A 22,874-nucleotide genomic window follows, 5' to 3' on the forward strand; every position below is an offset into this window, starting at 1 on the left:
GGCTTTTTGTTGCTGGCCCTGTGTTGGTGGGGCTGGCATCAGGGTGGATTGGCGTTGTTACAATTAGGCATGGGCGCTTGCTAGTCCCTTGCAGGGGCGAGTAAGTTCACTGCCTGCCCCTCATTAAAGGACATTGATAATGCTAAAGCGCTGGATTGCGATGCCTGTTCTGCTGTTAGCGTGCGCCGGTTCTGCCTGGGCGGCTGACTGCCCATCCTTGCTGGAAGGCTCGTTGCCCAAGTTGCGCGCCAAAGAATCGATCGACTTGTGTCAGCAGTTTGCTGGCAAGCCTTTATTGATTGTGAATACTGCGAGCTTTTGCGGCTTCGCACCGCAGTTCAAGGGGCTTGAGGCGTTGAATCAGCGTTTCAAGGGGCAAGGTCTGGAAGTGATCGGCGTGCCGTCGAATGACTTCAAGCAAGAGTCCAAAGATGGCGAAGAAACTGCCAAGGTGTGCTACGTCAATTACGGCGTAACGTTCACCATGACTGAGCCGCAGAAGGTGCGCGGTGACGATGCCACCCACTTGTTCAAGGTCCTGGCCCAGCAAACCAGCGCGCCAAAGTGGAATTTCTACAAGTATGTGGTGGACCGTAAAGGCAACGTGATTGCCAGTTTTTCCAGCCTGACCAAACCGGACAACCCGGAATTGATTGAAGCTATAGAAAAAGCCATAGCCTCAAAGTCCTGATTCCTACATAAATAAAAGCCCCGCCTCAATCAGAGAGCGGGGCTTTTTTAGTTCAGCCTGCGAGGTATTCAGACTCGCGAAGGTTTAGAACTTGTACGTTGCACCGACAGCAAAACCGTTAGCGCTGTTTTCGTACTTGGCGCTGTAGTTGTTCAGTGCGTTGGAGTCATGGACCTTGACCGACTCTTCTTTCAGGTAAGAGTAGGCAGCGTCGATAACCAGGTTTTCATTGACCGCATAGCCTGCACCGATGCTGAAAATCGTACGGTCGCCGGTAGGAATACGTGGCGAGCGATTTTCATTGTTGGTAGGCGATTGGTCCCAGGTCAGACCAGTACGCAGTGTCCACTGCTTGTTCAACTGATACGAAGTACCGATGGCGTAGGCCCAAGTGTCGTGCCAGTTTTGCTCTTCCTTGATGCTGGTGAACAGCGTCGGGGCGAGAGCGCCACCTGCAGCAGTGACACCTTTGTTGTTGACGGTGATGTCTTTCAGGCGGCTCCAGCGGGTCCAGGTGGTACCGGCATAGACTTTCCAGGCGTCATTGATGTCTTGCGTGAGAGACAGGTCATAGGACTCTGGCGTTGCGATCTTCAGAGAGGCGTCATAGCGGCCGTTCTGCAGGTAACCGAACGCGCTTGTACCTGGGCTTGCCGAGATCTCGGTGTGGCCGTCGAGCTTGTAATCGACCTTGGAGTGGTAGGTCAAGCCAATGCGGGTGGTATCGGTCGCTTGTACCAGTACGCCAATGTTGAAGCCCAGAGCGGTATCGTCGCCCTTGATCTTCACATTGTTGTCACCCAGGCGAGGGTCGATGGTGATGTCGGATTCCAGGGTGCCCGAAATACGGTTGATGGTCGGGCCGAAACCTACCGAAACGCGATCGTTGAAGGCGTAGCTGACGGTTGGCTGCAGCGTGACGACTTTAACTTCACTTTTGCTACCGAAGGCGCGGCCCTGGAAGCCGTGTTCGTAGTCGGTGACCAGACCAAATGGTGCGTACACACCGAAGCCGATAGCCCACTGATCATTGAGTTTGTTGGTGTAGAAACCCATTGGCACGCCGGTGAATGGAACCATGTCACCTTTGTTGCTGCCTGGGTACTTGCCAGAAGCATTCTTGATATCAGTCGAGGCATCGATTACGGCAATACCGCCCGTGACTTGCTGTCCTTCAAGGCGGGACATACCGGCAGGGTTACCGAAAACGGTACTGGCATCGTCAGCTGAGGATGAACGACCTGCGAAGCCGGTCCCCATACCGCTAACGCTTTGTTCGTTGAGGGCGAAGCCGCTTGCGAAAATCTGGCTGGAAGCCAAAGTGACGGCGAGGCTAAGTGTGGTCTTGAGCATTACTTTTTTCATTATTAGAACTCCTTTTGATCACCGGACGAAAGCTACCAACATTTTTAGGAGAGCGCTATAGGCTAAATCGCAGAAGATAACGATGTTTTGTAGGACAATCCGACCAGTTTTAGATCATTTGCTTTTTTTGTTTATGGATAAAAATCTCAAGCCGCCAGGCTGAGAGGTGTAATACAACTGCGCCAGGCAGCTGTGAAATCTCGCAAACGCCCTTGAGGCTCAAACACTTGGCGCCACAGTCTGGCCATGCCGGGCAGGTCATTGGCATGGGGAATGATGGTTTCTTGCTCCTCTATGAGTAGCCAGGCGATTGCTGTGGCGTAACGCAGGTTGACGGTAAGTTCCAGATGAGGGTTGCCAAGAAAGGCATGCTGACTGGCTAGCCCGCGTACCAGGCTTGCCAGCTCCGGGTTGTGGGCCAGGTAGTGGTCCCACAACGCGCAATGCCGCAGTTCGCGAATGCAGTAAAGACCATGGCCACGTCGATTGTGCAGTGCCGCGCCTAAATTTGATTGACTGGCAGCAACACCCAGTAACAAAGCTTCTGCATCCGGGTTGTTTTGACCCAGATAGAGAAGTGTTGGCCGGATGACATAAAGGCTCAACTCCCTGGCCGCGATCCCCATACTGTCCTCGATCGTTAAATGGCCGGCGACGCCCAAGCGCTTGGCAGCGGTGAGTCGTATGGGCACGCCGGAAGCGGAAAATACCGCTTGAGTTGAAGTGTAGTGTCATATCTTTGTTGTAATGCTCTGTTTTTAAATCATTTGTAGCTTCAAGGTGTTCGCGATATATCCGCAAGTACTTAAGCGATGCTGGATATTTCTTAAATGACAGGCAGCAAAAAGCCCTGCTTTTCAGGCAGGGCTTGTTGGTAAACGCTTGCGGGTCTCAGGCGATCAGGGCCTGACGCGTGCGCTCTATCACGGCTTGCAGCGGTTCAGCGCTGGAATATTGCTCGGGATAGAGGCGTTCGCTATGACGGGCGATGCCGTGTTCGTTGACCACGGTGAAGCTGAAGCAGCCTTTGCGAGCGGCCATGATCAGGCAGTTCATTGGAGCAAAAGCGTTGGTTAGGGTGCGAATGGCATCCTGAGTCTGGATTTGAGTATTCATAGTTATTAGATGTTCCTACAAAAGACACAGATATGATCTGTGCTGCGTTAAAACGTTCCAGTAACGTCGGGCCATCTATGGCGGGACGAAGAACCTGTCTGGAACAAAGCCGCCAGTTTGGAGCGCATAAAGTATGTGGCGCTTGGGCTGGCAGGTAGGTACTTAGGAGGGCAGGCAATCACAACAGGAGCTAAGGTTCCGTGCTCCGGGTGAAGATCCTGATCAATTTGCAGGTTGGTTCGGTCAGAGTAAGGGGCTTCGCGATACCCTTTGTGTATTCAAAGGCAGTATCGGCACAAGATTTACCTGGAAACCATCGAGGGGGTCGATCCCATGTTATTAGCGCAACCTCTATTTGAAGGGTTTGCTAGGGGATTTGTTCGGCCCGAATTGACTTTCAGCTTGGTACTAACGCTGCGGATACTATCGAGTTGAAAATTTAAATGCAAGTGTGCTAGCAAAAAACTTGAGTTGGCAGATGATTAGATCAGTGCCCGAAGGTCTGTTATTAGCCGGTTTTTGGCAGTATTCCAGTGCATTCGACACGGGCTATCGGCCGTTCAAGTCTCTCGTACAGGTGCATTTAGGGGTGCACAGTCCTACATATTTAGCCCCTGAATGGCCCGAATCACGCCCCTGAGCGTGATCTTTTGCACACGTGCAACACAACCAACATATTCGACTACAGGGTAGATAGCAGCCGGGGGCTAGCCTGTTCCACAAATTTAAGTCAATGAAAAACATCGTTTTTTTTAATTGGTGAAAAAATCGACAGTTTGACTCTAGGCCCCGTAGGGTGGGGGTTTGCGGGGGGCAAACGGGGGTTGTCCACTGACTTATCCACAGGATCTGTGGATTGTCCCAAGCGCTTGCTCTAGATCGCGGGTATAGACTTTTTTCGGCTTTACCCCAGCGAAAAAAGGAGTAGAGTGGCGCGCCTTCTGTTCTGCCCTACAGTGTTTTATGAAGTTTCGCACAGCTACTTCCTCTGCTACTCGCTCCAGCACCTCGCCAGTAGCGCCCAAGCGTTTTTCCTTGCGGATTGCGGTCTGGTTACTGGACAACCCGCATCTCGGGGCCAAGCCCAGCGTCAAGCAAGTGGCCGGACACTTGCTAAAGCAGCCCGCCCGCCAAGGTGTGGTACTCGCTCAGAGCCGTCTCGGGCAGTTGATGTGCCGTGATTGCGGAAGCTCGCGGGACAAACGAATTGGCCAGGAACTGTTGCGTCAGGCAGCGCGTGCCGGTGATCGTGTGGCCCAGCAGGAACTGAGCAAGATCGAAGACTGAGCTGTCTTCGTTTCCCAAGCTTGGTTAACCTTGCTCTTTTACCTTGTGCGGAGTGGTTATGGCCCTGGACCAGAGCAGCATTTTGCTGGGTTTGGCGTTGGCAGGCGTGCCCTTGTTGGTGCTTGTCTGGCAATTGCAGCGGCGCGCCAGTGGGCATCAGGCCGAGTTGAACCTGCTTGAAGAGCGCCTGAATATGGCCCAGTTGTCCCAGGAAGGCCTGAGTGCACAACTGGATGCCAGCCGCGATGAAATCAGTGACCTGGGGCAAGCCAACACGGCCAAGCAGGCCGAATTGGCGGCGCTGCGCCGTGAAGTCGAACTGTTGCAAGTGGAACGCGACAACGCGCGCGATGCTTCCCATGCCTGGAACCTGGAACGTGCGCAAAAAGAAGCCGAGCTGCGCCGTCTGGATGCCCAGGCTGCTGGGCTGAGTGCCGAGTTGCGTGAGCAGCAGGAAGGCCATCAGCAGCGCTTGAGCGACCTGCAAGGTTCGCGTGATGAATTGCGCGCGCAGTTTTCGGAATTGGCCGGCAAGATTTTCGATGAGCGCGAGCAACGTTTTGCGCAGACCAGCAATGAGCGCCTCGGCCAACTGCTCGACCCGCTCAAAGAGCGAATTCAGTCCTTTGAAAAGCGTGTTGAAGAAAGCTATCAGCAAGAAGCCCGTGAACGCTTCTCACTGGGCAAAGAGCTTGAGCGTCTTCAGCAACTCAACCTGCGCCTGAGTGATGAAGCCACCAATCTGACGCGTGCCCTTAAAGGGCAGAAGACCCAGGGCAACTGGGGCGAGCTGATTCTGGAGCGAGTGCTTGAGCATGCCGGGTTGGAAAAGGGGCGTGAATATCAAACCCAGGTCAGCCTCAAAGGGCCGGACGGTGAGCGTTTTCAGCCTGATGTGTTGATCCTGTTGCCGGGCGACAAGCAGGTGGTGGTCGATTCCAAGGTCAGTCTCACGGCGTATCAGCAGTACGTCGGGGCCGACGATGACGTGATTGCACAGGCGGCGCTCAAGCAGCATGTGCTGTCGTTGCGTAACCATGTTAAAGGCCTCGCAGGCAAAGACTACAAGCGCCTGGAAGGCCTGCACAGCCTGGATTTCGTGTTGCTGTTCGTGCCAATCGAAGCAGCGTTTTCTGCAGCGCTGCAAGCCGAACCCAACCTGTTTCAGGAAGCTTTTGATCGCAATATCGTGATCGTCAGCCCCACTACGCTGCTGGCGACGTTGCGGGTGATCGACAGCCTGTGGAAGCAAGAACGTCAAAGCCAGAACGCCCGAGAAATCGCTGAGCGAGCCGGCTGGCTGTACGACAAATTTGTGCTGTTTATTCAGGACCTGGATGAAGTCGGCAATCGTCTTCAGCAGTTGGACAAAGCCTACGCAGCAGCACGCAACAAACTGACAGACGGTCGGGGCAATCTGGTGAGCCGCAGCGAGCAGCTTAAATTGCTGGGCGCAAGGGCGAGTAAAAGTCTGCCAACCGACCTGCTGGAGCGGGCCATGACCGACATCAACGGCGTAGCCCACCCGGCTGAGTAAGGTCTTGTAGCCGCTGTCGAGGCACGAGGCAGCGGCTACAGGGGCAGGCGAAGTTCAGATCACAACGGCACATGCCGACTCAGCAGCGCCCTCAACACGGCAGGCTTGACTGGCTTGGTCAGGTATTCCAGCCCCGCCGCATGCACTTCAGCGATCATTTCCGGGCGTCCATCGGCGCTGATTACCACTCCCGGCACCGGCTCGCCCAGTTGCGCGCGCAGCCAGCCCATGAGGTCAGTGCCGGTCTCGCCGTTGTCCAGGTGGTAGTCAACCAGAACCAGTTGCGGGCGCACGCCATCGTTGAGCAAGGCTGCGCATTCTTCGCGGTTTCTGGCGGTCCACACCCGGCACCCCCAGCGCGTGAGCAAACTCTGCATGCCGATCAGGATGCTGTCTTCGTTATCGATACACAGTATTTGAGCGCCGGTGACGGGCTGGCTTTTTTGGACCGCTGACGTGGCGTTAGGTGTCGTTTGCGCCTGTGCCAGCGGCACGCTGACGCTGAAGACGCTGCCTTTGCCCGGCCATGAGCGGACTTGCAGCTTGTGACCGAGTACCCGACACAGCCCGTCAGCAATCGCCAGGCCCAGGCCCAGGCCTTTCTCGGCGCGGGTCTGATGGCTGTCCAGACGTTTGAACTCTTCAAAAATGACCTGAAGTTTGTCCTCTGGAATGCCAGGGCCGCGATCCCAGACTTCCAGGCACAAGTACTGACCACGACGGCGGACCCCCAGCAATATCGGGCCTTTGGCGTAGCGGAATGCGTTGGTCAGGAAGTTCTGCAAGATACGCCGCAGCAGCTTGATGTCGCTGCTGACCCGCAGACGGCTGCCGTGCACCCTGAACTTGAGGCCTTGCTCCTGGGCCTGGGCAGTAAATTCATTGCCCAGGGTGTTGAACAGGTCATTGATTGCGAATGGCTTGATGTCGGGTGTGAATTTGCCGTTTTCCAAGCGGGAAATATCCAGCAGGTCACTGATCAGGTCTTCAGCCGAACGCAATGAGCTGTCCAGGTGCTGCACCAGCTTTTGTGCTTCAGGGCTTAAGTCTTCCTGGTGCGATAGGGCCGCGGAGAACAGTCGTGCGGCGTTCATGGGTTGCATCAGGTCATGGCTGACCGCCGCCAGGAAACGGGTTTTCGATTGGTTGGCAGCCTCGGCCGTGCCCTTGGCTTCGATCAGTGCCTGGTTGAGCTCGGACAATTCACGGGTTCGCTCGGCAACGCGTTGTTCCAGGCCTTCGTTGGCTTCGGTGAGCGCCTGTTCGGCCTCGCGGAACGCGGTAATGTCAGTAAAACTCATCACGAACCCGCCGCCGGGCATCGGGTTGCCGATCAGCTCGATGACCCGGCCATTGGGAAACAGCCGCTCAGAGGTGTGCGCACGACCTTGGCGCATCCAGTGCAGACGACGTGCCACGTGCACTTCTGCTTCACCGGGGCCGCACAGGCCGCGTTCGGCGTTATGACGAATAATATCGGCGATAGGGCGCCCGACGCTGATCAGGCCTTCGGGGTAATTGAACAGTTCCAGGTAGCGGCGGTTCCAGGCCACGAGTCGCAGGGATTGGTCGACCACGCTGATGCCTTGGGTGATGTTTTCAATCGCGCCCTGAAGCAGCGCTCGGTTAAACTGCAGCACTTCTGACGCCTCGTCCGCAATGCGGACGACGTCTTCAAGTTGCATTTCCCGGCCTTCAATGGCGGCTTTCACCACAGCTCGGGTGGACGACGCACCCAGTACCCCGGCCAGCAAGCGTTCTGTGTGAGCGATCCATTCGCCATCCGCGTTCTGGTTGGGGTTGAAGCCCTTGCCCTGGCGATAGGCGAAGCGGATAAAACTCTGGCGGGCGCGTTCTTCGCCCACAAAGCGGGCCGCCAATGTCAGTAAGTCATTGATTTGCACCGAGAGCATCGAGCGCCCACTGGGGTGGTTGCTGATTTCCTGGCCGATAAAACGTCCTGCCTGCCAGTGCTCCGACACCCGCGTACGTGACAGCACCGAGACCCAGGCAAAAAGGGTGAAGTTACCGGCCAGGGACAGCACTACGCCCTGTGTCAGCGGAGTAATCGGCAGGCCCAGCGGGTTGCTATGCAGCCATGCCAAGCCCGGAAAATGACTCAAGTGCCAGCCCATGCTATGGGCGGCCAGCGGCAGCACCAGGGTGTAGAACCAGATAAAAGTGCCGGTCGCCAGCCCGGCGAAAACACCGCGGCGGTTGGCTTGCTTCCAGTACAGCGCACCGAGCATCGCCGGTGCGAGTTGGGTCACGGCAGCGAAGGAAATTTGCCCGATGGTGGCAAGGCTGGCAGTAGAGCCCAGCAGGCGATAGCTGACATACGCCAAAAGCAAAATGACCACAATCGACACGCGGCGCACCGACAGCATCCAGTGGCGGAACACTTCAAATGGACGCTCGGCGTTTTTATGGCGCAACAGCCACGGCAGCAGCATGTCGTTGGACACCATGGTCGACAGCGCAACGCTGGCGACAATCACCATGCCGGTCGCGGCCGAGGCGCCGCCAATAAAGGCCAGCAAGGCCAGTGCAGGGTGGGCCTGGGCCAGCGGCAGGCTGATCACGAACGAGTCTGGCAGCACCGAACTGGGTAGCATCATCTGGCCAGCCAGCGCGATGGGGACTACAAACAGGGCTGCCAGGATCAGATAAGCCGGGAACACCCATTTGGCCAGGCGCAGGTCTTGTGGCTCGATGTTCTCAACCACGGTCACGTGGAATTGCCGGGGCAGGCAGATGATTGCCATCATGGCGACGCCGGTTTGTACCACCATCGACGGCCAATTGATGGTTTCTTGCCAATATGCTTCAAGGCGTGGCGCCAGCATGGCCTGGCTGAACAGGTCATCGAAGCCGTCATACAGGCCAAAGGTCACAAATGCGCCGACCGCGAGAAACGCGAACAGCTTGACCAGCGACTCGAAGGCGATGGCCAGCACCATGCCCCGGTGGTGTTCGGTGGAGTCGAGGTTACGGGTGCCAAACACGATGGTGAACAGCGCCAGCACCAGCGACACCAAGAGGGCGGTGTCTTGGGCGCGGGTGCCCGTAGCGTCAGCCCCAGCCCCGATCAACAGGTTGACGCCGAGTACGATGCCTTTGAGTTGCAGGGCGATATAAGGCAGGACGCCGACCAGGCAGATCAAGGCCACCACAATCGCGAGCGACTGGGATTTGCCATAGCGCGCGGCGATAAAGTCGGCAATCGAGGTGATGTTTTCTTGCTTGCTGATCATCACCATTTTTTGCAGGACCCACGGTGCGCACACTAATAGCAGCACCGGTCCCAGATAAATCGGCAAGAACGCCCAGAGTTGTTCGGCGGCCTGGCCTACGGCGCCGAAGAAGGTCCAACTGGTGCAGTACACCGCCAGCGACAAACTGTAGACCCACGCGCGAACCCGCGGCGGCAGCGGTTTGCTGCGCCGGTCACCATAAAAGGCAATGGCGAACATAATGGCCATATAGGCCAGGGCGACGGCGGCGATCAGCCCGCTGGACAACGACATGAAGACTCCTGAGCGTAAAAGATCCGGGCGATCCAGCCCGGCAGCCTAGTCTCGCACGATGTTCAAACCGCGTCAGTGTCGACCATGGTCTGAGCGCGGCCCAGCGTCGCAGGGCGTTCAGGCCCTCAGTGCCAGATCGATCTGTTCATTCAATTGCTCAAGAGTCAGCGGCGCTTCTGCAAACAAAATGCGAAAGACGACGGGGGCGACGATGACGTTCAGCAGGCGGTCAATGTCCGGTAGCTTTTCAACGTTATTGCGATGGCGCTCCAGGATGATCTGCAACTGAGCGCCAAGGATTTTTACGCAGGTGCCTTTGACCGGGCTGCATTGCACGTCACGCATCATGTTGCGGCCGGGTTCTGAATTCATCTCATCCAGGTATTGCTCGGCCCACGCCTGGATGTCCCCACGCAGGCTCCCCGTGGCCAGCGGCTCGGTGTCTGGGCGCATGCGCTCCAGGGCAACATCGGCCAGGAGCACATTCAAATCTCCCCAGCGCCGGTAAATAGTCGATGGGGTCACGCCTGCAAGCGTTGCCACCATGGGTACGGTGACGCCGGAACGGTCATGTTCCTTGAGCAATTGGCGCACTGCCGTGTGAATGGATTCTTGTACGCGGGCACTTCGCCCACCTGTGCGTACTTCTTTAGGCTGGTTCATGCGTAAAACCTTAACACAAAGAATTTGCTTTAAGCCGTAGGTCGTCGCACACTCCACAAAAGCAAACTTTTAGCTTTAGTGAGGGTGTATGTCCAACAGCATTGATAGTGCGTCGCCGAACCGTTCCAGCATGGTATTTCTTGGGCTGACCGTCATGACCTTTCTCGCGGCTTCGGCTGCGCCAACCCCGCTGTACCGTATTTACCAGGAGAACATGCACTTTTCAGCGGCGACCTTGACCCTGATCTTCGGCGTGTATGCCTTGAGCCTGCTGACGGCGCTACTGACAGTGGGCTCATTGTCGGATTATTTGGGGCGTAAACCAGTCATTTTTTCTGCGTTGATTCTCGACATGCTGGCGATGGGGTTGTTTCTGGGGGCTGACAGCGTCACCTGGTTGATCGCTGCCCGTGTATTGCAGGGCTTCGCGACAGGCATTGCAACCAGTTCGCTGGGCGCTGCGATGCTGGATAACGACCGCCTCCAAGGCCCGTTGATCAACAGCATCTCACCTTTGGTAGGCATGGCGTGCGGCGCCTTTGGCACCAGTGTGCTGGTGGAATTTGCGCCACAACCCTTGCATCTGGCGTTTTGGATTTTGCTCGGTTTGCTGGCTGCGCAAGCCGTGTATGTCTGGCGCCTGCCGGAAAGCGTAAGCCCGCAACCCGGCGTGCTGACTTCGCTACGGCCCAGTTTGCATATCCCTGTACAAGCCCGTTCCGCGATGTGGCTGGTGTTACCGGTGAACGTCGCGGTCTGGGCAATGGGCGGTTTTTATCTGGCGCTGGTGCCTTCACTGATCCGTGCAGCCACGGGGTCAACTTCTTATCTGGTCGGCGGGGCGATGGTGGCCGTGCTCACACTGAGTGGTGCCATGGCGATTTTCACGATGCGCAATCAATCGGCCACGCGGGTGCTGACGCTGGGAGCCTGTTTGCTGGTGGTGGGCGTCAGCACCATCATGCTGGCGGTACACACCGGCAACCTCGAGTTGTTTTTCTTTGGCTCATGGTTGGCGGGCAGTGGTTTCGGCTGTGGTTTTCTAGGCAGCATTCGCAGTGTCGTGCCCTTGGCTCTGCCTCATGAACGGGCAGGTCTGATGTCGGCCTTTTATATCCTGAGCTATCTGGCGTTCAGTCTGCCGGTGTTGCTGGTGGGCAATCTGACGCGCACTTTTGGCCTGGTGGCGACGGCTGATGGTTTCAGTGTGGTGTTGATTGCGTTGGCGCTCGCAGCGTTGCTGGCGTTGTTCTTCAGACGTGCTGCCCATCCGTGCAAGGCTTGAGTCTGCGCCTTTCGGACTTATATAGGTAAAACAGATAACAGTTAGAGAAATTACCCGTTATATAGATATTCGATTCAGTTCTACTCTTGCACTACCTCACAAGAGGAACAGGAGGAGCCCATGAATTGCACCACAACCGCCAAAGCCGACTTTCGGCCTTTAAGCCAATTGCAGCACCCGCGTGAAATGATTCGCCAATTCACCCCCAACTGGTTTGCCGCGACCATGGGTACGGGGGTGCTGGCGCTCGCGCTGGCTCAATTGCCAGTGCAGATCCCTGGCTTGCATGCCATCGCCGAAGGCCTGTGGCTGTTCAATATTGGTCTGTTCATTGTGTTCAGCCTGCTCTACGGCGCGCGCTGGGTGTTGTACTTCGATGAGGCGCGACGGATCTTTGGCCATTCCACCGTGTCGATGTTTTTCGGCACCATCCCCATGGGCCTGGCGACCATCATCAATGGTTTTCTGTTGTTCGGCGTCGCGCGCTGGGGCAGTGACATGGTCCACGTGGCCCATGTGCTGTGGTGGCTGGATGTGGCGATGTCGTTGGCGTTCGGGGTGATGATTCCTTACATGATGTTCACTCGTCAGGACCACAGCATCGACCAGATGACGGCAGTCTGGCTGTTGCCGGTGGTGGCGTCAGAAGTTGCCGCAGCCAGTGGCGGCTTGCTCGCGCCGCATCTGGTGGACCCGATCATGCAGTTCCATGTCTTGATCACCAGCTATGTGCTGTGGGCGTTTTCGGTGCCGGTGGCGTTCAGCATCCTGACCATATTGATGTTGCGCATGGCGCTGCATAAGTTGCCCCACGCAAACATGGCAGCCTCAAGCTGGCTGGCCTTGGGGCCGATTGGTACCGGTGCGCTGGGGATGCTCTTGCTGGGCGGCGATTCCCCCGCGATCTTTGCCGCGAATGGTTTTGCCGGCATCGGTGAAATTGCCGAGGGCCTCGGCTTGATCTCGGGTATCGCGCTCTGGGGCTTCGGCCTGTGGTGGATTCTGATGGCAGTGCTGATCACTATCCGCTACCTGCGCGCCGGTATTCCGTTCAACCTGGGCTGGTGGGGCTTCACCTTCCCGCTGGGTGTGTACTCGCTGGCAACCTTGCGGCTGGGTCATGTCCTGCATCTGAGCTTCTTCGATGTGGCAGGCTGTGTACTGGTTACGATGCTGGCACTGATGTGGTTTATCGTCGGTTCGCGCACCGTCAAAGGTGCCTGGCGCGGGGAGCTGTTTGTGTCGCCGTGCATCGCTGGATTAAAGAAGTAAGCCATGTGCCTGGGTTCTGTGCGAAAAAACTAAATTTGACGTTTTTCGTTACAGAACCCGGGCAAGGTTGTGTCTTGAGTGTTAAAACCACACTCCAATGAGAAAGCCTCCGGCGCAACTTGAGTAAATGGATGATGAGTCACCCTTCGCAGTTCAGTTTGCTCGGCAAGCGTCGCTTCTTGCCGTTCTTCGTGACCCAGTCCTTGGGCGCGCTCAATGACAACCTGTTCAAGCAGTCGCTGATCCTCGCCATTCTTTATAAGTTGAACATCGAGGGAGACCGCGGTATCTGGGTCAACCTGTGTGCGTTGCTGTTTATCATCCCGTTCTTTCTGTTCTCGGCACTGGCCGGGCAATTGGGTGAAAAGTACCCCAAAGACCAACTGATTCGCCTGATCAAGCTGGGCGAAATCGCGATCATGGGCGTCGGCGCCATCGGTTTTGCGTTCGATCATTTGACCTTGATGCTGGTCGCTCTGTTTGCCATGGGGACCCATTCGGCGCTGTTCGGGCCGGTCAAATACTCGATTCTGCCGCAGACCCTGCATGACGATGAGCTGGTAGGCGGTAATGGTCTGGTTGAAATGGGGACCTTTCTGTCGATTCTGGCGGGCACCATTGGCGCCGGGATCATGCTCTCATCACACAACTACACGGTGATTGTGTCGGGGGCGATCATCTTGGTGGCTGTCCTCGGTTATCTGGCCAGCCGGGCGATACCGCGCGTTGCAGCTGATACGCCTGACCTGCGGCTGAACTGGAACATTTTCAGTGAAACCTGGGCCACGTTGCGCCTGGGTTTGAATCAGACGCCTGCTGTCTCGCGCTCTGTACTCGGCAATTCGTGGTTCTGGTTTGTCGGGGCCATTTATCTCACGCAAATTCCGGCCTACGCCAAAGAGTGGCTGTACGGCGATGAAACCGTGGTCACGTTGATTCTCACCGTGTTCTCGGTGGGCATTGCTGTGGGGTCGATGCTCTGTGAAAAACTCTCGGGGCGCAAAGTCGAAATCGGCCTGGTGCCGTTTGGCTCATTTGGCCTGACAGTGTTCGGTCTGCTGTTGTGGTGGCATTCGGGGCACATGCCGCAAAACATCCAGGCCAACGACTGGCTTGGCGTACTGGGTTTTAGCCAGGCCTGGTGGGTGCTGTTCGATATTCTTGGGCTGGGCATATTCGGCGGTTTCTACATCGTGCCGCTGTATGCGCTGATTCAGTCGCGTACCGCAGAGAACGAGCGGGCGCGGGTGATCGCGGCCAACAACATCCTTAACGCGCTGTTCATGGTGGTGTCGGCCATTGTCACCATCATGTTGCTGAGCCTGGCCAAGCTGACGATTCCCGAATTGTTCCTGGTGGTATCGCTGCTGAACATTGCGGTGAACACCTACATCTTCAAAATCGTCCCTGAATTCACCATGCGCTTCATGATTTGGCTGCTCAGTCATTCCATGTACCGGGTTGAACACAAGAACCTTGATGCCATCCCTGATGAAGGGGCCGCCTTGCTGGTGTGTAATCACGTGTCATACGTGGATGCACTGTTGATGGGCGGCGCAGTGCGTCGTCCGATTCGCTTTGTGATGTATTACAAAATCTATAATTTGCCAGTGCTCAACTTTATCTTCCGTACCGCAGGCGCTATTCCGATAGCAGGGCGGGCAGAAGATGAGGCGATTTATGAGCGGGCGTTCAGAAAGATTGCCCAGTACTTGAACGACGGAGAACTGGTGTGCATTTTCCCGGAAGGCAAGCTGACCAGCGATGGTCAGATCAGTGAGTTCAAGGCCGGGGTCAAGCGCATCCTCGATGAGACGCCGGTGCCGGTCGTTCCGATGGCGCTGCAAGGTTTGTGGGGCAGTTTTTTCAGCCGCGACCCGAACAAGGGCATTTTTCGCCGTCTGTGGTCGCGTGTCACGTTGGTGGCCGGTGAGCCGATACCGGCCGGCGAAGCCACGCAAAAATTGCTGCGTGAGCGAGTGACTGAGTTGCGCGGTGATATCGCGTGAGGTGACTGCTGTGTAGGAGCTCGTCTCGCGATCTTTTAGAAGATCAGAAGATCGCGAGGCAAGCTCCTGCTTGGGTTTTTAAGTGCTGAGCTTCAGCCCGGCCAGCCCGGCAATGATCAGCGCAACGCTGGCCAACCGGAACAGCGCCATGGACTCGCCAAACAGGATGATCCCGGCGATAACCGTGCCGACAGCGCCAACACCGGTCCAGATGGCGTATGCAGTGCCCAGTGGCAGTTCTTTCATGGCCATACCGAGCAGGCCCAGGCTGACCAACATGGCCGCAACCGTCAGTGCGGTCGGGATCGGCCGGGTAAAGCCTTCGGTGTATTTGAGGCCAACGGCCCAGCCCACTTCAAACAGACCGGCGAAAAACAGAATGATCCAGGACATGGTTATCTCCATCTATTGATGGGGTCGTCCCCAGATTTATCACTCGATGAGTCGCAGGGTCGTCCCTGCGCTGCGCACTATATTGCACACGATTTTTCTGACGATCAACCCCGAGTTTTCAGTCCGCAGTCCGCTGGTTTTCGTTTAATCCTTCGTCTTTTTCACTCATCCGGCGGAAATATGTTGAAAGCAACGCCCCCGAAATGTTGTGCCACACGCTGAACAGTGCACTGGGTACCGCCGCCAGGGGCGAAAAGTGCGCACTGGCCAATGCGGCGCCCAAGCCTGAGTTCTGCATGCCGACTTCCAGGGCCAGGGATTTGCGCTGGGCCAGCGGCAGTTTGAACAGGCGTCCGGTGAAGTAGCCGAGCACATAGCCAAAGCTGTTATGCAGCATGACAACGGCCATGATCAATAAGCCCGACTCGGCAATTTTCGCCTGGCTGGCGGCAACCACCGCCGCGACGATAATCACAATGCTGATCACTGACACCAGCGGCAGTACATCGACTGCGAAATGCACCTTGGCTCCAAGCAAGCGTTGTACCAATACCCCAAGCACAATGGGCAACAGCACCACCTGCAGGATCGACCAGAACAATTCCATAAATGAAACCGGCAACCAGGCCGACGCCAGCAGCCAGATCAGCGCTGGGGTCAGCAACGGCGCGAGGAGGGTGGTCACGGCAGCAATCGCAACCGACAGTGCCAGATCGCCCCGCGCCAGCCAGGTCATGACATTGGAAGACGTACCGCTTGGGCAGCAGCCCACCAGAATCACCCCGACGGCGATCTCGGGCGGCAGGTGGAAAATCTGGCAGAGCAACCACGCCACACCGGGCATGATCACGAAATGAGCGACTACGCCCAGCGCAACACGCCACGGGTGGCGGGCGACTTCAGCGAAGTCATCGAGTTTGAGGGTCAGGCCCATGCCGAACATCACCAGACCCAGAAGCGGCACGATGGCGCCTTTGAGGCCGATAAACCAACCAGGCTCCAGAAACGCCAGCACGGCAAAAATCAGCACCCAATAAGCAAAGGTATTACCGACAAAGCGGCTTAAAGCAGCAAGTGCACGCATGGTGTTCCTTATTATGGTTGTGGTGTGGCAGAGCACTGTAGTCGCTGCCGCAGGCTGCGAAGGGTTACTTGGTAACCCGTTTCTATCAAAGGCCCGGCAGACCTTTTCAAAACAGCCGAAGCGGCAGCTACAGAGGCAGAGCGCTTAAATCCCCTGCGGAATTTCCTCACCGCCCAGGGCTTCAAACAGCTGCGGCAAGAACTCGCCAAAGGTCAGCATCATCAGCGTGAAGCTGGCGTCTTGTTGGCCGAGGTCGTCGTCACCGCCGTTCTGTTCGGCTTCATCTTGCAGCAAGTCTTCAAATTTCAGGCGCTTGACCACCAGTTTGTCGTCCAGCACAAACGACAGCTTGTCTTGCCAGGCCAGCGACAGTTGGGTCACGACCTTGCCTGTGCTCAAGTGCAGCTGGATTTCATCGCTGGTCAGATCCTGACGCTTGCAACGGATAATCCCGCCGTCTTCGTGGGTGTCGCGCAGCTCGCACTCGTCCAGCACAAAGAAGTTGTCGGCCGCTTTTTGGGTTTTGACCCATTCGGTCATGGTGGCGCTTGGCGCGACTTTTACGCCCAGCGGGCGAACCGGCAGCGAGCCGATCACTTCACGCAGGGTAGACAGCAAGTCTTCGGCGCGTTTAGGGCTGGAGGCGTTGACCAGGATCAGGCCCTGTTTTGGCGCGATGGCGGCAAAGGTGGCCGAACGGCGAATAAAGGCACGCGGCAGGAAGGCCTGGATGATTTCATCCTTGAGCTGGTCACGCTCCTTCTTATAGACCTTGCGCATTTGCTCGGCTTCGATCTCTTCGACCTTCTCCTTTAATGCATCACGCACAACGCTGCCTGGCAGGATGCGTTCTTCTTTACGGGCGGCAATCAGCAGGAAGTCCTGGCTGGCGTGAACCAGCGGTGCGTCTTCGCCTTTACCGAAAGGGGCGACGAAACCGTAGGTGGCTAATTCCTGACTTGCACACGGGCGGGCCGGTTTGGTGGCCAGTGCCGTTTCCAGCACCTGCGCATCAAAAGGCAGATCTTGGGTCAGGCGATAGATAAGCAGGTTTTTGAACCACATGAGGTGAATCACTCCTTTATACAAAGAGGGCATTATTCGCTTGATAGCCTTCATAGGCCAACCCTGCGCTAAGCCTTTGTCGCGCATAAGAAAATTATTTTAAAAAGTGCTTGCCAGACTATAGGTCGCTCCGTAGAATGCGCGCCACACCGAGAGTGAAAGGGTGATTAGCTCAGCTGGGAGAGCATCTGCCTTACAAGCAGAGGGTCGGCGGTTCGATCCCGTCATCACCCACCATTCGCTCACAGTGTTACGCGCAGCGGTAGTTCAGTCGGTTAGAATACCGGCCTGTCACGCCGGGGGTCGCGGGTTCGAGTCCCGTCCGCTGCGCCATTTTTTGTACCACAAGCCCCTTGAACGCTTGTGGTTGAGAAGATCCGCTGAATGCAGGTTTTCTTGAAAGGCTTCGATTTGGCAGCGTGCTGTTGAATCAAAGATGCAGGGCGTTGGAAACGGTGTTTTTAAACGGTTTTAAAAAACCTGAATAAAAACAACCACTTACACAAAAAAGTGTGAGAGAATGCTCCCCGCAACGAAAGTGAAGTGAAAGGGTGATTAGCTCAGCTGGGAGAGCATCTGCCTTACAAGCAGAGGGTCGGCGGTTCGATCCCGTCATCACCCACCATTCGCTTTCAGTGTTACGCGCAGCGGTAGTTCAGTCGGTTAGAATACCGGCCTGTCACGCCGGGGGTCGCGGGTTCGAGTCCCGTCCGCTGCGCCATATTCGGAACACAAGCCCCTTGAACGCTTGTGATCCACAGAAAGCCCGCCTAGTGCGGGCTTTTTTGTGCGCGTGTCTTTTATACGCCCTGTAGGAGCGAGCTTGCCTCGCGATCTTTTGACTTTTAAAGATCGCGAGACAAGCTCGCTCCTACAACGACATCCCTTTGTAGGAGCTGCCGCAGGCTGCGATCTTTTAAATGGTCAAAAGATCGCAAGCAAGTTGTGGGGTTTAGTCAGGCTCGACAAGCGCAAGGCTTGTCAGGGGGATGGGCTTTATCGGTGCTTGAGCGGTATACGTGCCGGTGTCAGTAATGGCGATACCGCGTTCGCTGGCCACCAGTTGCGCGACAGTGTGTTGGCAGTAGCGTCCCTGGCATGGTCCCATGCCGCTCCGGCAGGCGAGTTTTACGCTGTTGACCGAACTGACATGCGGGTGGGTCTTGAGAAAATCGCACACTTGCCCGGCCGTGACGTCTTCGCATCGACAAATCAACGTGCCGTTGTCTGCCAGTCGCGCAAGTGCATCCAGGCGTGGCGCAAAAAAACGCGCCACGGTGTCGGCGAATGGTTTGGCGCGTTTCAGTTCGCGGTGGGCCAAGGATGTTTGCGATGCCTGATCGGGTATCAATTGGGCGACGATCGATGCGCCTGCAAGTCTGCCTTCGCAGTGGGCAATTTCGGCTCCAGCAACACCAGCGGGTTCCCCTGCCACATAAATGTGTGGCAGGGAGGTGCGCATGGTGTCGTCATGATCGACCACCCAGCCGCCGCGCTCAGGGTTCCAACTAACACTGCAGCCTGCCTGGCGAGCGAGTTCGGTGCTGGCCAATAACCCATAACCAATGGCCAGGCCGTCGACTTCTACGCTGCGCTCAGTGTTGGGCTTGACGGCCCAATGGGCATCGACGTCACTGAGTGTCACGCGCTCGACGGCATCTCTGCCTTGGGCACGGGTGACGATGGTCGAAAAACGTAATGGCACTTTTTTGCGCCACAACTTCAGCAATATCCCCGCCAGTTGGACGAACATTCGCCCATGGCCGGGCAGTGCGCGCCAGCCTGCCAGCAGTTCGCGAATCTGCGGTCTTGGTCGTGCAATGGCAACTTCCTGGATCTGTGCGCCTGCATCCAGCAGTTGCCCGGCAAGCAGTAACAGCAAGGGGTGGGAGCCGGCGAGCACATAGCGTTGCGCGGCGCATAAAAACTGGCTTTTAAGCAGTGTCTGTACCCCGCCAGCGGTCATCACGCCGGGCAATGTCCAGCCAGGGAATGCCACAGGCAAGTCGTAGGCGCCGGTGGCGATCAGCAGTTTTTTGCAGTCGAGCAGACGCGCATGTTCGCCCTCGACAATCGCCAGTTGCACGCCACCCTTGGCGGGGTGGAATACGCCCCAGGCGCTGCATGAGTAATACCAGTGAATGCGGGTGTTGCTGCGCGCCTGTTCCAGCAGTTTTTTGCCAAAGGGATAGGTCGCAAATGCGCTGCTGGGCGGGGCGTTGAAGGTGGTGGGCGGCTGGCGAAAAATCTGCCCGCCAGGCGCGGCCTGTTCATCGACGACCGCCACTTGCAGCCCGGCATCGCTGGCCAGCAAAGCGGCGGTGAGGCCCGCAGGCCCGGCACCGACGACCACCAGATCAAAGTTCAGGGTTTCAAGCTTCATCCGCCACCTCCACGCGCATGCCCGGTTTAACCAGCGTCATGCAACTGCGTTGGGCCTCAAGCCCGTTGATTGTGACGGTGCATTCGTAGCACACGCCCATGTTGCACACGGGGATGCGTGGTGTGCCGGACACGCTGCGGCGCAAGCCGCGAACCCCGGCGGCCAGCAGTGCAGTTGCCACGGTTTCGCCGGGGTAGCACAGCGTTACGCGGTCATTGACGATGATGTGAATGGGCGCAGGGCGCAGGTCTGCGCTGGGCTCAATACGTCTGGAGTCAGGCAAGGGTCAGGCTCCCGAAGCGGCGTGGGTCAAATGGCGTGATGTCCAGTGAGGCAGGGCGGCCGAGAATGCGCTCGACCAGCAGACGTGCGTAGGTCGGGCCCAGGGTAAACGCCGAGCCGCCAGTGGCGATGTAAATGCCGTGGCTTTTGGGCAGCTCGCCCAGCAGCGGCAACTGGTCTGAGACCAATGCCGTGGTGCCGGTCCAGACCCGCAGAATAGAGACCTTCTTCAGTTCCGGGACCACCGCCAGAGCGGCACTCATGTTGCCGGTCAACGAGTTCAGCAACAGCTCGGGGCGGCGGTCGAGGTCGATAACCCCTTCGGTATGGCGCAAGCGTGCAGGCCAGCCGCCGCCGATAAGAATGTTGCCGTCACCGGTTTGCTTGAGGGACAGGCGTCGCCCGGCGTGTTGAATCAGGTGGCTGATCATCGGTTGCGTGCGCACGGTGGTGGTCATGGTCAGTGCCACGGGGCTCACCGGCAGGCTGATACCCGCCATGGCGGCGACTCGGCCAGACCATGCGCCTGCGGTAATTGCCAATGTGCGTGCGCGGCATTCACTGCCGTCGCTAAAGTGCACGCGCCACACACCTTGTTCGTAATTCAATGCGCTGACCCCAAGGCCGCTATCAATACGCGCGCCAAGGCGGGCGGCTGCGGCGGCATAAGCGAGGACGCAACGGCGCGGGTCGGCCTTGCCTTCTTTGGCGCAAAATGCGGCGCCCAGAATTCGTTCGCTGAGGTAGGGCGCGCGGCGGCGTACTTGCTCGCCGTCCAGCAGCTCTACCTCAAGGCCGCTGGCGCGTTCGAGGAGCACCTTCTGCTCAAGGGTTTTGAGTTGTTCAGAGCTCTCGGCAACCATAAACCCGCCGTGCTGGGAAACGCCGACCGGCATTCCCAGCTCCGCTTCCAGCCCTCTCCACGCGTGTTGCGCATCAAGGTGCAGAGGCATGGCCTCAGCCGCTTTGCGTGCGGCTTCGGGGCCGTTTTCAATCATCCGGTATTCGAGCTGAAAGTGCAGGCTGCCCGCATTCTGGCTGGACGCGGCACTGTTCAGTTGTGCGCGCTCGGCCAGGCGCACGCGGGCGCCGGCCTTTGCCAGGTAGTAGCTCACTGCGCTTCCCAGCAGACCGCCGCCGATCACCAGGCAGTCAAGCGTACCGGGTAGTTCAACCTGTGCAGGCATGACAGTCATGGGGATGTTCACTGTGGAGTCGGGTTGACGATTTCGATGCCCAGGCTGGTGAGTGTCGCCGCGACCGAAGCAATTTCAGTCGGGTTCAGCTCCAGCAATGGCCGGCGCACAAAGCCTGCCGGGACGCCGCGTAAACGCAGGGCTGTTTTGAGGATGGCCTGGGCGCTGCCGAAATTGCCGGCGAAGTCTTTGTTGAACCAGGCTTTCATGATGACGCGGTCGCGTTCGCCCAGCTCGATGGCGCGGGCTTTGTCGCCGATGCGAATCAGGTTCCAGAAATCCGGATGATCACTGCCCAATACGCCGCCAGCCCCCATCAATCCATCGCCGTGTCCCATTGATACCAGGTCGGCGCCGAGCTGCGAGGTGGGCACATTGAAGTAGCGAACCTTGTCTGACAGCCGATACAGGCCGTCGAGGAACGACGCAAAATTGGGCGTGGAGTTTTTGATCGCGACGACGTTGTCGATATCGGCCAGACGGTCCAGCAGATCGATGTCCATGTCCACCACGCAGCCCCTTGGCCAGTTGTAGATGCACATCGGCATGTCCGTCGCGTCGCTGACATCTTGATAGAACTGCACCAGTTCGTTGGCGCTGGGCACTATATAAGGTGGCGGCGTCAGCAGGATGCCATCCAGGCCTGCGCGTTCGGCGGCACGGGCGTGGCGGATGGCTTCAGCGGCGGTGAAGGCATTGCAGCTGCCGATAACGGTCATGCGGCCGTCGATGGTGCGTGCAGATTCAGTGAACAACTGGGCCCGTTCGGCCTCGCTCAGGCTGAACCACTCGCCTGAAGTGCCCGCCAGCACCACGCCATGCATCCGCTCTTGAACATACCACTCAAGCTGGCCGGACAGACCGTTGAGGTCCAGGTCGCCTTCGCGTGTGAAGGGGGTGGTGATTGCCGGGATATAGCCGTACCAGTCGATATCGTTTCTGTTCATCTGCAAAACCTTCAGGTGGTCTCAAGTATCAAGGGACCGGAGGCGTGATCGACATGATGATCTCCACTTCCTCCTGGCCTTCGTTCATGTATCGGTGTGCTGCACTTGCGTCGAATGTGATGCTTTCACCTGCGTTGATCCGGTGCGTGGTATCGCCTATCACCGCGCTGAGCGTGCCGCGGATGACGTAGACACTTTCGAGTGACGGGTGCGTCAGCGGGATCTCGGACGAGAACTGCCCCGGCTGAAAAATCGCCCGTAACACCTCCATTTGCCCGTTTCCACGGGTCAGGCGTTCATAGCTCACGCCACCTTTTGGGCCCATCAACGAGGTTCGCTCACCCGGGCGGCTGATCCACACGCTCGGGGCGCTCGGGTCGGAGAACAACGCCGACATCGATTCGCCGAACACATTGCTGAGCCTGCGCAGGGTCGTGAGGCTGGGCTCGGTCACTTCCCGTTCAATCTGGCTCAGCATCGTTGCAGACAACCCTGTCTCGCTGGCCAGGGCCCGCAATGACAATCCGCGTGACACGCGCAATTCATTCAATCGTTTTCCAAGCACGCTCTGTTACTCCAGGCGATAGATGTTTTTGTACGCTAAGACTGCACAAAAATCCACTTTTTTGTGCAGTCATAATGCACTTATAAAGTGCGAGGCCATGTTTTTTGCACCGTTTTAGCGGTTTAAGCCAATAATTTCGGGGTTTTTAACCTTTCGGCCAGAAATATTTTGACAGTTGAAAGCGTTGGCCTTAGGTTTCGTTTTGTG

At 57.2% G+C, this 22,874-nt stretch carries 19 protein-coding genes and 4 tRNA genes; 10 read left to right on the forward strand and 13 right to left on the reverse strand.

The genetic code is table 11. From position 1 onward, the window contains the following. Nucleotides 1-139: 139 nt before the first annotated feature. The gene (locus NTD86_RS18630; protein WP_262204341.1) at nt 140-691 is read left to right on the forward strand and encodes a glutathione peroxidase; all 552 of its coding nucleotides are present in this window, start codon (nt 140-142) and stop codon (nt 689-691) included. Nucleotides 692-775: 84 nt separating this feature from the next. Here the strand turns inward: NTD86_RS18630 and NTD86_RS18635 are convergent, their stop codons facing one another. The 3 genes from NTD86_RS18635 to NTD86_RS18645 all read right to left on the reverse strand — a co-directional run bounded on the left by NTD86_RS18635 (nt 776) and on the right by NTD86_RS18645 (nt 3,172). Further along, nucleotides 776-2,056: an OmpP1/FadL family transporter gene (locus NTD86_RS18635; RefSeq protein WP_262204342.1), complete on the reverse strand. Its 1,281-nt coding sequence runs from the start codon at nt 2,054-2,056 to the stop codon at nt 776-778. A 146-nt stretch (nt 2,057-2,202) separates the two neighbouring features. Next, complete coding sequence (locus NTD86_RS18640) at nt 2,203-2,682, reverse strand: hypothetical protein (protein ID WP_262204344.1); 480 nt, start codon at nt 2,680-2,682, stop codon at nt 2,203-2,205. A gap of 265 nt (nt 2,683-2,947) precedes the next feature. Continuing rightward, nucleotides 2,948-3,172 carry a hypothetical protein gene (locus tag NTD86_RS18645; protein ID WP_262204346.1) on the reverse strand — a complete coding sequence of 75 codons (225 nt, stop codon included), beginning with the start codon at nt 3,170-3,172 and terminating at the stop codon, nt 2,948-2,950. A gap of 963 nt (nt 3,173-4,135) precedes the next feature. On the opposite strand from NTD86_RS18645, the gene NTD86_RS18650 reads away from it, so the two are divergent. Next, nucleotides 4,136-4,459 (forward strand): sel1 repeat family protein, encoded by a 324-nt coding sequence (locus tag NTD86_RS18650; RefSeq protein ID WP_262204347.1) that lies wholly within the window; start codon nt 4,136-4,138, stop codon nt 4,457-4,459. A gap of 172 nt (nt 4,460-4,631) precedes the next feature. Next, a complete protein-coding gene (gene rmuC / locus NTD86_RS18655) occupies nt 4,632-5,996 on the forward strand; it encodes a DNA recombination protein RmuC (protein WP_262204511.1) in 1,365 nt (454 codons plus the stop codon). 59 nt (nt 5,997-6,055) lie between these two features. On the opposite strand, the gene NTD86_RS18660 is transcribed toward rmuC, so the two are convergent. Then, on the reverse strand, nt 6,056-9,523 hold the full coding sequence (locus tag NTD86_RS18660) for a PAS domain-containing hybrid sensor histidine kinase/response regulator (RefSeq protein ID WP_262204349.1): 3,468 nt from the start codon (nt 9,521-9,523) through the stop codon (nt 6,056-6,058). Between the two features lie 117 nt (nt 9,524-9,640). Beyond that, the gene (locus NTD86_RS18665; protein WP_262204351.1) at nt 9,641-10,186 is read right to left on the reverse strand and encodes a TetR/AcrR family transcriptional regulator; all 546 of its coding nucleotides are present in this window, start codon (nt 10,184-10,186) and stop codon (nt 9,641-9,643) included. A gap of 88 nt (nt 10,187-10,274) precedes the next feature. On the opposite strand from NTD86_RS18665, the gene NTD86_RS18670 reads away from it, so the two are divergent. From NTD86_RS18670 to NTD86_RS18680, 3 genes are all read left to right on the forward strand, one after another. Next, nucleotides 10,275-11,471 carry an MFS transporter gene (locus NTD86_RS18670; RefSeq protein WP_262204353.1) on the forward strand — a complete coding sequence of 399 codons (1,197 nt, stop codon included), beginning with the start codon at nt 10,275-10,277 and terminating at the stop codon, nt 11,469-11,471. A gap of 120 nt (nt 11,472-11,591) precedes the next feature. Then, nucleotides 11,592-12,743: a TDT family transporter gene (locus NTD86_RS18675; RefSeq protein WP_262204355.1), complete on the forward strand. Its 1,152-nt coding sequence runs from the start codon at nt 11,592-11,594 to the stop codon at nt 12,741-12,743. A gap of 134 nt (nt 12,744-12,877) precedes the next feature. Next, nucleotides 12,878-14,752, forward strand: a complete 1,875-nt coding sequence (locus NTD86_RS18680; RefSeq protein ID WP_262204512.1) for an MFS transporter — start codon at nt 12,878-12,880, stop codon at nt 14,750-14,752. A 78-nt stretch (nt 14,753-14,830) separates the two neighbouring features. Here the strand turns inward: NTD86_RS18680 and sugE are convergent, their stop codons facing one another. The 3 genes from sugE to rdgC form a co-directional block, all read right to left on the reverse strand. Continuing rightward, complete coding sequence (sugE, locus tag NTD86_RS18685) at nt 14,831-15,145, reverse strand: quaternary ammonium compound efflux SMR transporter SugE (RefSeq protein ID WP_262204357.1); 315 nt, start codon at nt 15,143-15,145, stop codon at nt 14,831-14,833. A 118-nt stretch (nt 15,146-15,263) separates the two neighbouring features. After that, complete coding sequence (locus NTD86_RS18690) at nt 15,264-16,229, reverse strand: bile acid:sodium symporter family protein (protein WP_262204359.1); 966 nt, start codon at nt 16,227-16,229, stop codon at nt 15,264-15,266. A gap of 144 nt (nt 16,230-16,373) precedes the next feature. After that, the gene (gene rdgC / locus NTD86_RS18695; RefSeq protein WP_048369798.1) at nt 16,374-17,294 is read right to left on the reverse strand and encodes a recombination-associated protein RdgC; all 921 of its coding nucleotides are present in this window, start codon (nt 17,292-17,294) and stop codon (nt 16,374-16,376) included. 161 nt (nt 17,295-17,455) lie between these two features. Between rdgC and NTD86_RS18700 the strand changes: the two genes are divergently transcribed. The 4 genes from NTD86_RS18700 to NTD86_RS18715 all read left to right on the forward strand — a co-directional run bounded on the left by NTD86_RS18700 (nt 17,456) and on the right by NTD86_RS18715 (nt 18,015). Next, nucleotides 17,456-17,531: transfer RNA gene (locus NTD86_RS18700), tRNA-Val, on the forward strand. 19 nt (nt 17,532-17,550) lie between these two features. Beyond that, nucleotides 17,551-17,627, forward strand: a tRNA-Asp gene (locus tag NTD86_RS18705). A gap of 216 nt (nt 17,628-17,843) precedes the next feature. Next, nucleotides 17,844-17,919: transfer RNA gene (locus tag NTD86_RS18710), tRNA-Val, on the forward strand. Between the two features lie 19 nt (nt 17,920-17,938). Continuing rightward, nucleotides 17,939-18,015 (forward strand) — tRNA-Asp (locus tag NTD86_RS18715). Between the two features lie 231 nt (nt 18,016-18,246). On the opposite strand, the gene NTD86_RS18720 is transcribed toward NTD86_RS18715, so the two are convergent. The 5 genes from NTD86_RS18720 to NTD86_RS18740 are packed head-to-tail and all read right to left on the reverse strand — an operon-like array spanning nt 18,247 to nt 22,667. Further along, nucleotides 18,247-19,677, reverse strand: a complete 1,431-nt coding sequence (locus NTD86_RS18720) for an NAD(P)/FAD-dependent oxidoreductase (RefSeq protein ID WP_262204361.1) — start codon at nt 19,675-19,677, stop codon at nt 18,247-18,249. Beyond that, nucleotides 19,667-19,960, reverse strand: coding sequence for a (2Fe-2S)-binding protein (locus NTD86_RS18725; protein WP_262204363.1), 294 nt, complete (start codon nt 19,958-19,960; stop codon nt 19,667-19,669). The genes NTD86_RS18720 and NTD86_RS18725 overlap by 11 nt, the downstream gene beginning before the upstream one ends. Beyond that, nucleotides 19,953-21,155, reverse strand: a complete 1,203-nt coding sequence (locus NTD86_RS18730) for an NAD(P)/FAD-dependent oxidoreductase (protein WP_262204365.1) — start codon at nt 21,153-21,155, stop codon at nt 19,953-19,955. The genes NTD86_RS18725 and NTD86_RS18730 overlap by 8 nt, the downstream gene beginning before the upstream one ends. 8 nt (nt 21,156-21,163) lie before the next feature. After that, nucleotides 21,164-22,102 (reverse strand): dihydrodipicolinate synthase family protein, encoded by a 939-nt coding sequence (locus tag NTD86_RS18735; protein WP_262204367.1) that lies wholly within the window; start codon nt 22,100-22,102, stop codon nt 21,164-21,166. 28 nt (nt 22,103-22,130) lie between these two features. Further along, nucleotides 22,131-22,667 (reverse strand): helix-turn-helix domain-containing protein, encoded by a 537-nt coding sequence (locus NTD86_RS18740; RefSeq protein WP_262204368.1) that lies wholly within the window; start codon nt 22,665-22,667, stop codon nt 22,131-22,133. Nucleotides 22,668-22,874: the final 207 nt, after the last annotated feature.

It is taken from the genome of Pseudomonas sp. 7P_10.2_Bac1, assembly GCF_025465935.1.
In the GTDB taxonomy this organism is placed as follows: Bacteria; Pseudomonadota; Gammaproteobacteria; order Pseudomonadales; family Pseudomonadaceae; genus Aquipseudomonas.